This window comes from Lysinibacillus sp. BPa_S21, assembly GCF_023337795.1.
In the GTDB taxonomy this organism is placed as follows: domain Bacteria; phylum Bacillota; class Bacilli; order Bacillales_A; family Planococcaceae; genus Lysinibacillus.
Window position 1 is genome coordinate 65,875 of record NZ_JALIRS010000011.1, and the last position, 13,570, is coordinate 79,444.

16 protein-coding genes are annotated in these 13,570 nt (G+C 36.7%); 12 read left to right on the plus strand and 4 right to left on the minus strand.

Features of this window, described 5'->3' with window-relative positions:
• The first annotated feature begins 15 nt into the window (after positions 1-15).
• The gene (locus tag MOK21_RS18840) at positions 16-891 is read left to right on the plus strand and encodes a radical SAM/SPASM domain-containing protein (protein ID WP_249075492.1); all 876 of its coding nucleotides are present in this window, start codon (positions 16-18) and stop codon (positions 889-891) included.
• Between the two features lie 76 nt (positions 892-967).
• Here the strand turns inward: MOK21_RS18840 and MOK21_RS18845 are convergent, their stop codons facing one another.
• Positions 968-1,357, minus strand: coding sequence for a helix-turn-helix domain-containing protein (locus MOK21_RS18845; protein WP_249075493.1), 390 nt, complete (start codon positions 1,355-1,357; stop codon positions 968-970).
• 201 nt (positions 1,358-1,558) lie between these two features.
• Between MOK21_RS18845 and MOK21_RS18850 the strand changes: the two genes are divergently transcribed.
• Positions 1,559-2,194 (plus strand): restriction endonuclease subunit S, encoded by a 636-nt coding sequence (locus MOK21_RS18850; RefSeq protein WP_249075494.1) that lies wholly within the window; start codon positions 1,559-1,561, stop codon positions 2,192-2,194.
• A gap of 45 nt (positions 2,195-2,239) precedes the next feature.
• On the opposite strand, the gene MOK21_RS18855 is transcribed toward MOK21_RS18850, so the two are convergent.
• Positions 2,240-3,913 carry a ribonuclease J gene (locus MOK21_RS18855; RefSeq protein ID WP_249075495.1) on the minus strand — a complete coding sequence of 558 codons (1,674 nt, stop codon included), beginning with the start codon at positions 3,911-3,913 and terminating at the stop codon, positions 2,240-2,242.
• Between the two features lie 260 nt (positions 3,914-4,173).
• Here MOK21_RS18855 and MOK21_RS18860 point away from each other — a divergent pair, with 260 nt between their 5' ends.
• Positions 4,174-4,938, plus strand: a complete 765-nt coding sequence (locus tag MOK21_RS18860; RefSeq protein WP_249075496.1) for a DUF2935 domain-containing protein — start codon at positions 4,174-4,176, stop codon at positions 4,936-4,938.
• A 140-nt stretch (positions 4,939-5,078) separates the two neighbouring features.
• Here the strand turns inward: MOK21_RS18860 and MOK21_RS18865 are convergent, their stop codons facing one another.
• The gene (locus MOK21_RS18865) at positions 5,079-5,573 is read right to left on the minus strand and encodes a L,D-transpeptidase family protein (RefSeq protein WP_249075497.1); all 495 of its coding nucleotides are present in this window, start codon (positions 5,571-5,573) and stop codon (positions 5,079-5,081) included.
• A gap of 298 nt (positions 5,574-5,871) precedes the next feature.
• Between MOK21_RS18865 and MOK21_RS18870 the strand changes: the two genes are divergently transcribed.
• The 5 genes from MOK21_RS18870 to MOK21_RS18890 all read left to right on the plus strand — a co-directional run bounded on the left by MOK21_RS18870 (position 5,872) and on the right by MOK21_RS18890 (position 7,525).
• A complete protein-coding gene (locus MOK21_RS18870; protein ID WP_249075498.1) occupies positions 5,872-6,105 on the plus strand; it encodes a hypothetical protein in 234 nt (77 codons plus the stop codon).
• A 41-nt stretch (positions 6,106-6,146) separates the two neighbouring features.
• Entirely contained in the window at positions 6,147-6,359 is a 213-nt protein-coding gene (locus MOK21_RS18875) for a hypothetical protein (protein ID WP_249075499.1), read from the plus strand.
• A gap of 15 nt (positions 6,360-6,374) precedes the next feature.
• Positions 6,375-6,572, plus strand: a complete 198-nt coding sequence (locus MOK21_RS18880) for a gamma-type small acid-soluble spore protein (protein ID WP_249075500.1) — start codon at positions 6,375-6,377, stop codon at positions 6,570-6,572.
• Positions 6,573-6,654: 82 nt separating this feature from the next.
• On the plus strand, positions 6,655-6,825 hold the full coding sequence (locus MOK21_RS18885) for a cysteine-rich CWC family protein (RefSeq protein ID WP_249075501.1): 171 nt from the start codon (positions 6,655-6,657) through the stop codon (positions 6,823-6,825).
• Between the two features lie 118 nt (positions 6,826-6,943).
• A complete protein-coding gene (locus tag MOK21_RS18890) occupies positions 6,944-7,525 on the plus strand; it encodes a DUF305 domain-containing protein (protein ID WP_249075502.1) in 582 nt (193 codons plus the stop codon).
• Between the two features lie 84 nt (positions 7,526-7,609).
• On the opposite strand, the gene MOK21_RS18895 is transcribed toward MOK21_RS18890, so the two are convergent.
• Positions 7,610-8,206: a metallophosphoesterase family protein gene (locus MOK21_RS18895; protein WP_249075550.1), complete on the minus strand. Its 597-nt coding sequence runs from the start codon at positions 8,204-8,206 to the stop codon at positions 7,610-7,612.
• Positions 8,207-8,630: 424 nt separating this feature from the next.
• On the opposite strand from MOK21_RS18895, the gene MOK21_RS18900 reads away from it, so the two are divergent.
• From MOK21_RS18900 to cuyB, 4 genes are all read left to right on the plus strand, one after another.
• Entirely contained in the window at positions 8,631-10,127 is a 1,497-nt protein-coding gene (locus MOK21_RS18900) for a class I adenylate-forming enzyme family protein (protein ID WP_249075503.1), read from the plus strand.
• Positions 10,128-10,377: 250 nt separating this feature from the next.
• A complete protein-coding gene (locus MOK21_RS18905; protein ID WP_249075504.1) occupies positions 10,378-11,364 on the plus strand; it encodes a C39 family peptidase in 987 nt (328 codons plus the stop codon).
• A gap of 126 nt (positions 11,365-11,490) precedes the next feature.
• A complete protein-coding gene (locus tag MOK21_RS18910) occupies positions 11,491-12,720 on the plus strand; it encodes a carboxylate--amine ligase (RefSeq protein WP_249075505.1) in 1,230 nt (409 codons plus the stop codon).
• Entirely contained in the window at positions 12,720-13,418 is a 699-nt protein-coding gene (gene cuyB, locus MOK21_RS18915) for a cysteate racemase (protein ID WP_249075506.1), read from the plus strand. Before MOK21_RS18910 ends, cuyB begins: the two co-directional genes overlap by 1 nt.
• Positions 13,419-13,570 lie beyond the last annotated feature (152 nt).

Here is a 13,570-nt window from a genome sequence, read left to right on the forward strand (position 1 = left end):
AACGGTGAATCAACGTTGAGAACATTTAAAAAGGTTTATATAGAAATAACGAGTGTTTGTAATTTAGCATGTAGTTTTTGTCCGCCAACTGCTCGTGCAAAGGGACTTATTAAAGTAGAACAGTTTAATAAAATATTGGATGAAATACGTCCTCATACGAAATATATTTATTTGCATGTTAAAGGGGAGCCACTATTACACCCACGTATTGATCAGCTGCTTGACGCGGCTCATGAGAAAGGCTTTAAAGTTAACATTACAACGAACGGTACACTGATTAAAAAGAATCGTGACAAGATACTAGGGAAACCGGCATTACGCCAAATCAATTTTTCTTTGCACAGTTTCGATGGTCATGAGGGATCGGAAAATCGTGAGAAATATTTAGGGGATATATTAGACTTTGTGCGTGATTCAAAAGAATATAATACAATTATTTCCTATCGTTTATGGAATTTACAAAAGGATCATGTGACAGATATTGCGGCACGAAGAAATCGTGAAACGCTTGAAATTCTAGAAAATGAATATAATCTTGATTATCGCATCGAAGAAAAAGTGCAGCCTGGTAAAGGTGTAAAGATCGCTAATAATGTTTATTTAAATCAGGATCATGAATTCAAATGGCCAAGCTTACTGGAACCTGAGGATGAAGGCAAAGGCTTTTGCCATGCACTGAGAAGCCAAGCCGCTATTTTAGTGGACGGTACAGTAGTGCCATGCTGTCTTGATGGCGAGGGCGTTATAAATTTAGGGAATGTGAACGAGACATCCTTCACAGATATTGTTCAAGGAGAACGTGCAAATAATATTGTCGACGGATTTTCACGTAGAGAAGCAGTCGAAGAGCTATGTAGAAAATGTGGTTATCGTCAAAAATTTGGCATGTAATAGAAAGATCCATTTGGTTATAGACTAAATGGATTTTTTATATGTTTGTAGCTAATCATCAAAAACAGCGCCAACGTTACTGACCATTGGAGCTGTTTTTCTTTGATTGTGAATCAATAGTATTTAAAAAATCATTCGTAATGCGTACTACGTATTTCACCTCGTCTAAATTGCGCTCCCTTAATACTGATCGATGTATGTCAAGCATAAGGTTCTTTTCTTCAATATCAGTAACACCAGATAATTTTTGAAAATTAAAAAGCTCCTCGGGTGCAATATCTAATGCTTTCATCAGAGTTTCTAGAGTGCTTAATGTAATATTAGATTGCCCGTGTTCAATGTTTGAGATTCGTCCTTTACTAAAACCTAGCTTCCCCGTTTTTTCTGCTACTTCTTCCTGACTAAGCCCCTTGGAAACCCTAATAATACGGAGTTGTTCGCCTACTAGCTTTAAAAAGTCTGACATATAATTCACCTCTATGTAAAAAACTAGTGAAAAACATTGAAAATGCCTATACCATTATAGTGGTATAATAGAGATAAAGTTACGGTAAAATGGTACAATGTTTGGTAGAGAGTTTATTAAGAGAAAAGACTTATGTAAAAAAGCGTTGATGATTCTTCAGTAAGGTATAGCTAATTAAGTTAAGGATTGGAGGATTCAGGCATGGTAAAGCGTTATCGATTAGATGAGGTTGCTAAAATAGAAGAGGGGAAAATAGTACCGAAGAAAAAGTATTTTACAAACGTCGGAGTACCCCTAATTACAGCAGAAAATTTAAAAAAGCTAATGCTAAATGGTGATATTGAACAATTACCAAAAGTTAATATTACATTTAAAAAACATTTTAAGTGTGCACCAGTACCGGCTAAAACCATCATTCTTACGAAAGCTAATTTGAAGGAAACAAATAAATATATCTATCAATGCGAAACTGAAGTATGTATTGCAAATGATGTCATCGCTATTATTCCGGATGAAACAATTATTTTTAGTGATTATTTATTGCACTTCCTTAGATGGTATCAAACAAATAAAGAATGGCATCATTTGTACCATATATCCATGGATCTTCCGATGATTGATATCCAACATCATGTGGCGCAAGTTTTAAATACGATTCAGCTCTTATTAAAAAAGAGAGCGTCTTTGATGACAGCAGTAGAGGGGTTACCGCAGCATTTTGAAAATCTCTCGAATCAAATAGACAATCACTCGGAAAGTTTACAAAATGGGTTTAGTCAGGCTCAGTATCTTTACAATGATCTGTTACATAAAATTTTCAAGATTAATGCAGGGTAAAATAATGTAGTCGGTGTAAAGGTAACCCCTAGTACACCGACTTTTTTAAATTTCGATAATGATTGGTAAAATCATTGGTTTTCGTTTTGTTTGTGTAAATAGGTATTGACCAACAGCCCTTTTTATTTCTCTTTTTAAGACATGGATTGGCTGCTTACTCTCTTCCTGAAGTTCATGTACCGTCTCTTTGACTAGAATATTTACTTTAGTTAAAAGGTCCTCAAAGTCTTTGGCATAAACAAAGCCTCGGGAAATAGTATCTGGCTCTGAAATAAAAGCACCATCTATTTTATTAAGTGTGATAACGATAACAAGCATACCGTCTTCTGACAGCTGTTTGCGATCTCGTAAGACAATTCCTTCGACTTCTCCGATACCGATACCGTCGACATAAGTATCACCTGAAGGGATTTTACGTGTTTGTCTAGCCATTGAATTTTCAATATCAACAACATCCCCATTTTTCATAATAAACGTATGCCCTCGTTTAACACCAACGGACTCAGCTAGCAAACGATGCTGATGTAACATACGGAATTCACCGTGAATCGGAATGAAAAATTTAGGCTTCATTAGCGTTAGCATTAGTTTTAAATCTTCTTGGTAGCCATGACCTGAAACGTGCATACCTGTATGACTAGCCGAGCCATATATAACCTTTGCACCTAGCTGGAACAAATTATCAACAATCCGTGATACACCCTTTTCATTCCCTGGAATAGGGGATGAAGCTAAAATAACTGTGTCATCTGGTAAAATTTTGACTTCGCGATGATTTCCATTTGCCAAGCGAGAGAGTGCAGCTAATGGCTCACCCTGACTACCGGTACAAAGTACAACCACGTCTTCTGGTGGAAGATATTTTACTTCACGTGCATCTATTAACATATCCTCTGGAATATTTAAATAGCCTCGTTCAAGTGCAACATCTACAACATTCACCATACTACGGCCAAGTAAAGCAAGCTTTCTATTTGTAGTAATCGCTGCATTTACAATTTGCTGTATGCGATTAACATTAGAAGCAAATGTAGAGATAACGATTTTACGCTCGGCATGTAAAAATGCATCTTCGATATGATTACCTACAAGCTTCTCAGAAGGAGTTAACCCTGGTCGTTCGGCATTCGTACTTTCAGAAATAAGTAATAGCACACCTTCTGATCCTATATCAGCCATCTTATGAATATCTGCAAACTGATTATTGACAGGTGTTAAATCAAATTTAAAATCTCCTGTGTGGACAACATTTCCTTCAGGTGTATTTATAACGATTCCTAAGCAATCAGGTATACTATGGTTTGTTCTAAAGAAACTAACATCTACCTGTCCGAAATTTAAAGATGAATCAGAATGAATTTCTTTTAATTCGGTTTCTCTTAAAAGTTTATGTTCTTTTAGCTTTAGCTCGATTAATCCAAGGGTAAAACGTGTTGCATAAATAGGGACATTTATTTTTTTTAACAGATAAGGGATACCGCCAATATGATCCTCATGACCATGTGTCACAATTAATGCTTTGATTTTTTCTTTATTTTCCAGTAGATACGTAATATCAGGGATTATTAAATCGATACCTAGTAAGCTTTCGTCTGGGAACTTAGCCCCGCAGTCGATAATTAAAATTTCATTGCCATACTGTACTCCATACATATTTTTGCCAATCTCATTAATGCCACCTAAGGCGAAAATCGATAATGTATTGTCTTTTGTGGACAAGCCTTTTCCCTCCTGATTTTAGGTAAATTTGGTTTCGTTCCTTCAGCATTATGTAGTATAGCTTTAAGCGTTTCATCCTATACGAAAAGACAATGTAACTTCTTGCAGCAAATGTTTTTAGTAGCGAAAGCAAAGCGACAGCTACAAATGTTTTTAGTAGCGAAAGCAAAGCGACAGGCATATTTGATGGTTAAGTATTAATATTAGGTTTTCAATAAGAATAGAATAGAGGAACGTATAGATAAAGGGGATGTTGCGGGTTGTCGAATTACTTACAACATGCGGTGTTTGAACATAAGTTTTGGTTAAGGATACTGAAAGACCATTCTCAATTTATTCATGATTCATTGTATCCATCAGAAACAGAGGATATTAAAAGAGCGAATTCATTTATTCTTCAATTTTCTCAGCTTCTTGCCTATGTTAATTCGATAGATGCCAATAATGCGGTTTCCTTTTCACTTACAGTTGATGAAGCTGTAGAACAACTAAAGCAATTTAAATTTTATCTCCTTAGAAAGCAATTAACGGGAAATATTAATATTCATCTATCACCTACCTTTATTAATCATATGGTGAATGAATTAGAGGAGTATCAGAATGTACTTAGTTATCTGAAGAAGGGGGAAGTCCCACCAATCTTTCATGAGCTACATCATCACTTACTCTGGTTGTTAGATGCATCAGGACATGCAGGTATCATTCATGACGATTTAGATGGTGTAGAAAGAAGATTGAGGCAGAAAAGTACTACCTTTGCTCAACACTTTGAACAATTTTATTTAAAAGCAGTTGAGCTAACAGGATATTTGCGTTCAAATATAAGCTCATTCCCCGCATTAACTCGTTTTAATCGTGATGTGGATATAGAAATGGGGTTATTCAAAATTTTTTTACGTGAGTTAGAGGAGATGGAGCTAAGTGCAGAGGTATTAGGCACTTTTACAGCCCTAATGGCAGATCATATGCTGAGAGAGGAACAATACTACTTATCGAAGCTTGCCCAATCTAGAGGCGAAGGTTAAAAGGGATTCTTAGCAAAAAGTGAAGGCAATCTGAGGTTTTCAGGTTGCCTTATTCCGATAAAACTAGAAAACATTCCGATAAATCTTATATTGTTCCGATAAACTAAAAAACTTTAGTCAGAATTATGGGATGTTGATTTTTAGGGATGAATAAAAACACCAGTGCCAATTGGGATAATGCTTGCAAGCTCTTCGACATCCTTATTGTGCATACGGATACAGCCACGTGAAACGGCATGACCAATAGAGCTAGGATTATTAGTTCCGTGAATACCATAGTGCTCTTTAGATAAACTCATCCACATTGTCCCAAACGGACCACCGGGATTTGGATCCTTATTAATAATTATAAAATTACCAGTGGGTGTACCATGTAACATCCTACCAACTGCAATAGGGTATTGCTTTTGAAGAATATTATCTTTATATAACCGTAGCCATCGATTTTCAGTAGAAATATCTATTCTATAAGGAATCGTATTTGGATTAGGAAATCCAGGTATAACAATTTGTTGTCCAATATAAATTACATTCGGATCTAACCCGGGATTCGCAGCCATTATAGACGATAATGGCGTACGATAATTTCTTGCTATTTGGGCCAATGCTTCTCCCGCTTTAACTGTATGGATCACATTTTTTACCTCCTATAAAATAAGAACCACCACCAAAATTGAATAACAGATGCCTTTACATAAGTGATTAGCGTGAAGACTGGATGTCCTCTGGAAAGTGCCCCAACCTCATTTTATGGTGATGCCTAAAATAATTGCTTTAATACAGGTTATGCCGTAGATGTAGAAAATACCTTTAACTTCTTCAGTGTGTCTAAACGCCACGTCCTTTGGCAATTTTGTCGAGACATAATTGATTTTTGGTTAGTTGGATATGATAAGCAATAACCAATCAAATCCAGTAATCGAGGAGCTTTTTATGAAAGAATTTAAAATTACTTATTTTTTTGATGAAATGCATTATATAAGGAGATTTATCCATATCGAATCACAGGATAAGGCCGAGGCATTAGTTCGAAGCGAACGGGATCAGTATATATCTTTTACAGATAGTAGAGGGATGTATCATGAACTGCATACAAGAAATGTTCGGGTCATTCAAATATCTGAACATCATCGCATCGATAAAAGTTCGAAAACGAAAGGTGCATGAATTGTCCAACATTGCACATACTATAGGTAAAGGAGTGAGCAATGATGGACATAGAAAACATACCACATGAGAAAAAAATATTTATGAACTTAGCCAGTAAAGATAAGCCAGACATGGTTGAATCAGATACTATAAGTCTTTTTGATTTGCATGAAGATATGCAAACAGTTGATGCTATACCAGTTAGAGAGCTCAATAAAAGAGTTGAGCGTGAGGGCGATGAATTGATCGAATTGCAGCCGGATGAATTATAGAAGGTAGGTATTTGCATGACAGACCATAACGAAAATCAGTATACTTCTGCTGGAACAAATATTAATGAAGTAAAAAGGCAAAATGCAGAAAGTGGTTTATCTTACAATGAGGTGAAAAAGTTGCTAGCCCAAAGAGGTGGGGTTGGTACGGAAATATATAGTGATACAGATGTCGAAGAAGTAAAGCAACAGATTCATGGAAAAAATCAATAAGCTATTTGAGGGGAGTATGAAATGAAGTACTCCTCTTTTTATTTATTAAGATGTAAAGTACATGTAAGGAGGTGTACGAATTTTGAAGGAGAAATGTTGTCCATTATGTGGGGAAGAAAATCATTGCGGTGTAGTAAATGGAAAAAAAGATTGCTGGTGTATGACAGAAAGTTTTCCTAAAGAAATTCTTGAAGCGGTAACTAAAGAGCAATGTATTTGTCAAAAATGCTTGGATACATATCAAAAAGATTAATCGTTTTGCCTTGAAAATACCTTCTTTCGCTGTTACGGAACAATAGAAATCAGTTGGTACAATTGTCTACCGCATAACAACCTATCAGGCATATATTACTCTGAAAGGAGTGTGTCTAATGACTAAAACAATTGTACTTAGTAATGTTACAAAGGCTTATTTAGAGGATAACCAAAGGATTATCGATAAAATGATGCAAGGCATGACCTATGTGACAATTACATGTAGTATTTCAGAAAATTTTATCAAGCAAATATTGCCGCATCAAGTAGCTGCTATTAGATTGTCGGAAAATGTTTTGCGATACACCACTAATATACCTGTACAAAATCTTGCATTAGAAATAATAGCAACAACTACAGAGACTGTAGAATGCCTCGAAGCGATACAAAATAGGTGTTGTATCGTACAAAATTCGGAATGTGAATTGTACGAATATATGTGTGCCTATAAAGAAATCACTGGGGCTATGTTCCAAGCAATGAGTTTACCGCCAGTTTCCAATAATATTAATATAAACTTTTTACGAGCAATGATTGTTCACCATCAGGCAGGGGTTCGACTAGCGCAAAATGTGTTAAGGTTCTGCATTTGCCAAGAATTAATACCAATCCTTCGAAATATGATTCAAACGATGTGCGATCGTATTTGCGATATGGAAAAATTACTAGATGCATTAAAGGATTGCGAGAATTGTTAGTTTGACAAACTATAAAGGAAAAAACGCTAGAATCGAAATCGATTTTAGCGTTTTTTTGACTCGGAGTATTTTTAGCAACGTTAATTAAACATTCTCAACAGAAGGAGCACACATAAATGTTATTGTTCGTTTATTACTATCGTAAAGACACCACTCGCGGTGATTAACAACGGATCCAACATTGATGCCATATTGTTTTTCTTGTAATGCGATTGGTTGGCCAAAGCGAATACGAATAGGTAACTTTTTATTGCGATGATAAAGACCTGATTCATGGCTATGTCCAAAGAAAAGGAGCGATTTTTTGAATGGCGGAAATGTAGGCTTCCACGTCACACTCCATTTAAATTGATGCCCATGCATCAGTGTTGCTCCATCAATCTCCATTGTTTCAGGTAGCTCTGTAAAACGTTTGATACCAGTTACACGTGTAATGCGTTCTTCCTGATTGCCACGAATAGAGGGGAATGTTAGTAAATTTTCAAAATCATTTTCTATTATCGCAGCTTTTTGTAGTGGTATACCCGATATTGTTTGAGCCTTTTTCTTACTTACAGTACATTCATATAAATCGCCTAATCCCAATACCTTTGCATCTTTCGCAGATTGCTGAATATGGGCTAGAACGGCCTTAGTATCTTCTATATTAGAATGTAAATCTCCTAAAAGTGCATACAGCATTATAATCAGGCCTTTCTTAAAATCAATTATCCTCGGCATCATTGTAGCTGCCGCTCCGCTTTCGCTACACAAACCATTTGTAGCTGCCGCTCTGCTTTCGCTACACAAAACAATTGTAGCTGCCGCTGCGCTTTCATTTGCTGAAAGAAGTTATATAAATATCATACACCTAACAGAAATTGTTAGAAAAGTAAAATGTATAAGTTTATTTGGTTATAGTTCATTTCATCATCAATATGTGGAGTTGATTTCCGTTCCAACTGAGTGTTTTCTAGGCTTGCGCTTTCGGTTGCGTACTTTTAGTGTAGAAAAAAATTGCCAACATTTTCATAGATTGATAAAATAAAATTGTAATTTTCTGAATTTTTGGAGTAATTACACATGGTGTGATGGTAATGAATATGAAAGATTTGGGGGGCTTATGATGACGATGTTAATGACTGACATTCTACAAAACTATGCTATGCAGCAACCAAATGGGATTGCAACGGTATACGATGGGACAAAGCTAAACTATAGCGAGTTTTACAAAAGTGCAGAAAAATTCGCAGCGTACTTACAAGAGCAAGGTTTTGAAAAAGATGATGTAATTGCACTTTATACACTCAATTCGGATCTATTTTTAATCGCTTATATAGGTGTTCAGTTAGCGGGCTATGTTGTCATGCCTATTAATACAAAACTAGCTGCTCCAGAGGTCGAATTTATTTTTAATCATTCCGAAGCTAAGGGACTTATTTATGATGAAAGGTTAGAGGATATACTTGCAACTATTACATTCTCATTTCAACATATTGTAGGGCTCAAAGAAATGAAAGACATCATTACAAACTATCCAGGTCAAAGAAAAGCTGTCAAATTGGACCCTCATGATACAGCCGTTGTTATGTATACTTCTGGAACGACTGGAAAACCAAAAGGAGTAATGCTAACACATAAAAATGTTGTATCAACTGCAAAAATATGGTCGTCATCAATGGGAATGACCAATGAGGATAGAATGTTTGTTTGTACGCCATTATTTCATTGTGCAGGTCTTCATGTATTTGCAATGCCGATGTTTTATAAAGGCGGTACGATCATTATAGAAGAGGCTTTTTCTTCGACCAAGACATTAGAGCAGCTTGCTGCTACAGCCGCCACAATTTTCTTTGGCGTTCCATCAATGTATACAATTATTTTAAACACACCTAACTTTAAGGAACATACATTTAAAAATTTACGTTTATTATGTTACGGGGCGGCACCGATGCCTTATGAGCTTGTTAAGCAAGTGAAAGAGGTATTCCCTAATGTGAAAGTACAAAACCTGTATGGACAAACTGAAAATTCTCCTGCGGCCACCTCTCTTTTAGATGCTGATGCATTGACAAAAATTGGATCTGTAGGAAAGCCACTAGCACAAACAGACGTCCGTGTGGTTGATAGCTTTGGTGAAACGGTGCCAGCAGGCGAAGTCGGAGAAATTTGTGTCAAAGGACCCCAAGTCATGAAAGGTTATTTACGTAATCCTGAAGAAACAGCTAGAACAATAAAAGATGGCTGGCTCTACTCAGGAGATTTAGGACGATTTGACGAAGAAGGATACCTCTATATTGTAGATCGTAAAAAAGATATGATCATTCGAGGTGGCGAAAATATTTATCCTATCGAGATTGAAGAAGTTTTATATCAACTGCCGGAAGTTTTAGAGGCAGCCGTTGTAGGTTTACCTCATGAAGTGTATGGCGAAGTCCCTAAAGCATTTGTCGTATTGAAGGAAAGCCAGTCTTTCGATGAAGAGGCGATTCTGGCTTATTGTCGAACGCAGCTTGCCAAATATAAAGTGCCACATGAAATTGAATTTTTAACGGAATTGCCACGTAATGCTTCGGGTAAAGTTTTGAAGCATACATTACGTCCAAAAGTTAGTACGTCATAACCTAAAATGAGTAAAACGGTTTGATGAAACTCGAAAGTAGCAAATGTAGTAAACCTTAAATCGGATGTGCACCGTGTGTGATTTTTTGGTTGCATACCTGAGGTCCTCTATTTAGTTAGATGTTTGGACAATCGCGGCAAGAAGTTAAAATAGGAACGTCTATGAAATTAGCGTATAATAGAGTCTGCGTTAAATTGAAATAATAGAATTGAAGTTATTGTCTTCAAACAAGATAGGAGCGGAATTTGTCTTGTGGACGAGGTATAAACGCCTTTTACTAATAGGTATGATGATAGTCATGCTACTTTCGAGTTGTAATCCGTTTTCTCAGCAGGATACGCAAAAAAATGGATTAACTGTACTAACGGTAGAGTTTAATAGTGGTGCACCCATACCTAATCTTTTTATAACTGCTACAGATGTAGAGAAAGGTGAGATAGTGGAGGATGCGATTGGCTCTGAAGAGGGTGAAGCAACATTTTCGAAACTTATAGAGGGACGCAAATATGCGATCGCTGCAACTACGCTTGAAAATAGTACAAAGAACGATGGTTATACGACAATCGAAAATTTTACATATGATGCGACAAAACCGTATTATCGATTAGAGACACATTTTTCAAGGGACGACCAAGAGCTGGATGTACCAGTGGTTATGCAAAATCCTGAATTACCACATGGCTGTGAAATAACATCATTAACAGCTGTATTAAATTATTATGGGTTAAATGTTACGAAGCTAGAAATGGCTGATAACTATTTACCGAAGCAAAAAATTAGAGCTGAAGGTGGACAACGCTATGGCCCAAATCCGAATCAGGCTTTTGCAGGTAATCCTCGTGATAAATCCCACGGTATGTATGTCTTTGCGGCTCCTATTGTCAAAGCAGCACAGGCAGTACTAGCAGATAAAAAGGCAGACTTACGAGTGACAAATAAGAGTGGTGCCACGCAGGACGAAATTTTACAGCTTGTTCGGGAGGGAGTCCCAGTTGTGACATGGGTTACATTGGATTTATCAAAGCCCAAAAAAAGTCCAAAAAAGGGTTGGATTTATGAAGGTGAAACAGTACAGCATGAAGCGTTTATGAACTTACATGCTGTTGTTTTAACAGGACATTTAGGTGATAAAGTTGTTGTCATGGACCCATTAAAAGGCTTTGTCACTTATAATGTGGATCAGTTTTTTAAAAGCTATAGAGAGTTAGGTAAACAAGCTGTAGCCGTTCATAAATGATTCAAAGAGAGTTATAAGGAGTACAAGGAAGGTATGTTACACTTATAAAAAGGTTTTTCACTAACATTTTAGGATGAAACCTTGTTATGATGAAAGTCTAAAAAAAGCTAAAGTGAGTTGAGTAGAATGGCTATTGAGCACGCTTTTTTACCGGTTTTATTAGGAGATGAAATGAATGCTTACGGCATGGCTAGAGCATTTTACGAGTCCTATGGCGTTAAACCACTTGCATTAAATCATACGAATATGGAGAAAATACATCAGAGTGATTTATTAATATTTCGTGAAGTTCCAAGACTCCATATTGAAGAACGTTTTGTCGTTGCGTTACAGGCAATTGTAGAGGAATTTGCAGGTAAAAAATTGCTTTTATTAGCCTGCGATGAATTTTACGTAAAAAAAATTGTACAACATAAAGAGGAATTAGCGCAGTATTTTTTAGTTCCTTATGTGGATGCAAATCTTGCTGACGAGCTATTAACGCGTGAGAGCATGTATGCACTCTGTGAGAAGTTCGGCTTTCATTATCCGGCAATGCATGTTTGTACCGTCAATGACTATGAGGAATTTGACATTCCTTTTGAATACCCAGTAGTCATTAAACCTATGAATATGACAAAGTATGCTACATGTATTTTTCCAGGTAAGAAGAAAGTGTATATCGCAAAAGATAACGATGAAAAGGATGCTATTTTCCATGCCATTTATAAGGAATCGGCGTACCGAGATGACTTAATGGTTCAGCAATATATTCCTGGCGAAGATGCTCATATGCGCGTCGTCAATGCCTATGTTGGGCAAGATAGAAAGGTAAAACTGCTATCTGTAGGTAACCCAATTTTAGAAGAGCATTCTCCCGAGGGGATTGGTCGCTATGTAGCCATCATGACAGCATACGATAAAGACTTAATGGACCGCGTGAAATTGTTTTTGGAGGAAATAAGCTTCCAAGGCTTTGCCGCGTTTGATATGAAGTATGATGAACGTGACGGTCAATATAAGTTATTGAGTATTGAATTACATAATGAACTTTCAAATTATTATGTGACAGCTAGTGGCTATAATTTAATGCAATATGTTGCGGATGATTTTATCCGTGGAAGCAAACAACAGTTAACGTATGTTAAGAACAAGCATCTTTGGACAATTGTGCCGAATGGTGTACTCTTTAAATATGTGCAAAATGAACAGCTTGTGATGGAAGCAAAGAGCCTTATTCGCCAAGGAATGGCTACGGATTCCATCTTTAATTATAAGGATATGAATGCGAAGCGTTGGTTAAATATAACGCTAGATAATTTAAGTTTTTATCGCCAATATAAGAAATATTTTAACAACAAAGGTCTGTCAAACTAATGAAAAAACAAACTTTAGGTATAATTGGTGGCGTTGGTCCACTTGCAACGATGTTTATCGGTGAAATGATTGTAAGACGTACGAAGGCAACGAAGGATCAGGAGCATTTACATACAATCATTGATAATGATACAAATATTCCTGATCGTACGGCCTTTATTTTAGATAGTACAAAGGAAAACCCTGTACCCGTGATAGTCGCAGATGCTAAAAAGCTTGCTTCTGTTGGAGCAGACATAATTGCTATTCCATGTAATACGGCACATACCTTTTATGATGAGATTGTTGAAGGTTCCCCAGTTCCTGTGTTACATATGATCAGAGAAACAGCAAAGCGTGCCTCTGACTTAGGGGCAAAGCGTGTAGGGATTTTAGCGACAACGGGTACATTAACCTCAGGTATGTATCAAGATGCTTTAGAGGAATTTGGTATAACACCAGTTGTTCCAGACGATATGACGAAAGAAAAAGTCATGTCTATTATTTACGATTATGTAAAGGCTGGAAAAGATGTCTCACAGAAGGATTGGCAGCCGATAGAAGAGGCGATGCTTGCCCTTAATTGTGATCGTATCGTGTTAGGATGTACAGAATTATCCATCGTCAATCGAGATTTAAAATTAAGTGACAAATATCTCGACTCATTAATCGTTTTAGCAGAACGTGCTATTTTAGCATGTGGTTATGAAATTAATTAACATTGAATGAACGAAATAAAAATCTGTTCGCTTTTCGCAGGTAAGTTGTCAGCCTTCCAAGAAGCTCATGAGGGCTTAAAGACTGACACCCCCCCTTGCATTAGTCGTGCAGTTTTTTTTATCCGCAAAGACGGAGGGCAGGAAGATGCTCA

Bases quoted from the DNA above. Each gene is read 5' to 3' on its own strand.
- MOK21_RS18845 (WP_249075493.1), bottom strand. From the start codon at position 1,357: ATGTCAGACTTTTTAAAGCTAGTAGGCGAACAACTCCGTATTATTAGG.
- MOK21_RS18850 (WP_249075494.1), top strand. From the start codon at position 1,559: ATGGTAAAGCGTTATCGATTAGATGAGGTTGCTAAAATAGAAGAGGGG.
- MOK21_RS18870 (WP_249075498.1), top strand. From the start codon at position 5,872: ATGAAAGAATTTAAAATTACTTATTTTTTTGATGAAATGCATTATATA.
- MOK21_RS18875 (WP_249075499.1), top strand. From the start codon at position 6,147: ATGATGGACATAGAAAACATACCACATGAGAAAAAAATATTTATGAAC.
- MOK21_RS18880 (WP_249075500.1), top strand. From the start codon at position 6,375: ATGACAGACCATAACGAAAATCAGTATACTTCTGCTGGAACAAATATT.
- MOK21_RS18890 (WP_249075502.1), top strand. From the start codon at position 6,944: ATGACTAAAACAATTGTACTTAGTAATGTTACAAAGGCTTATTTAGAG.
- MOK21_RS18895 (WP_249075550.1), bottom strand. From the start codon at position 8,206: ATGCTGTATGCACTTTTAGGAGATTTACATTCTAATATAGAAGATACT.
- MOK21_RS18900 (WP_249075503.1), top strand. From the start codon at position 8,631: ATGACGATGTTAATGACTGACATTCTACAAAACTATGCTATGCAGCAA.
- MOK21_RS18910 (WP_249075505.1), top strand. From the start codon at position 11,491: ATGGCTATTGAGCACGCTTTTTTACCGGTTTTATTAGGAGATGAAATG.
- cuyB (WP_249075506.1), top strand. From the start codon at position 12,720: ATGAAAAAACAAACTTTAGGTATAATTGGTGGCGTTGGTCCACTTGCA.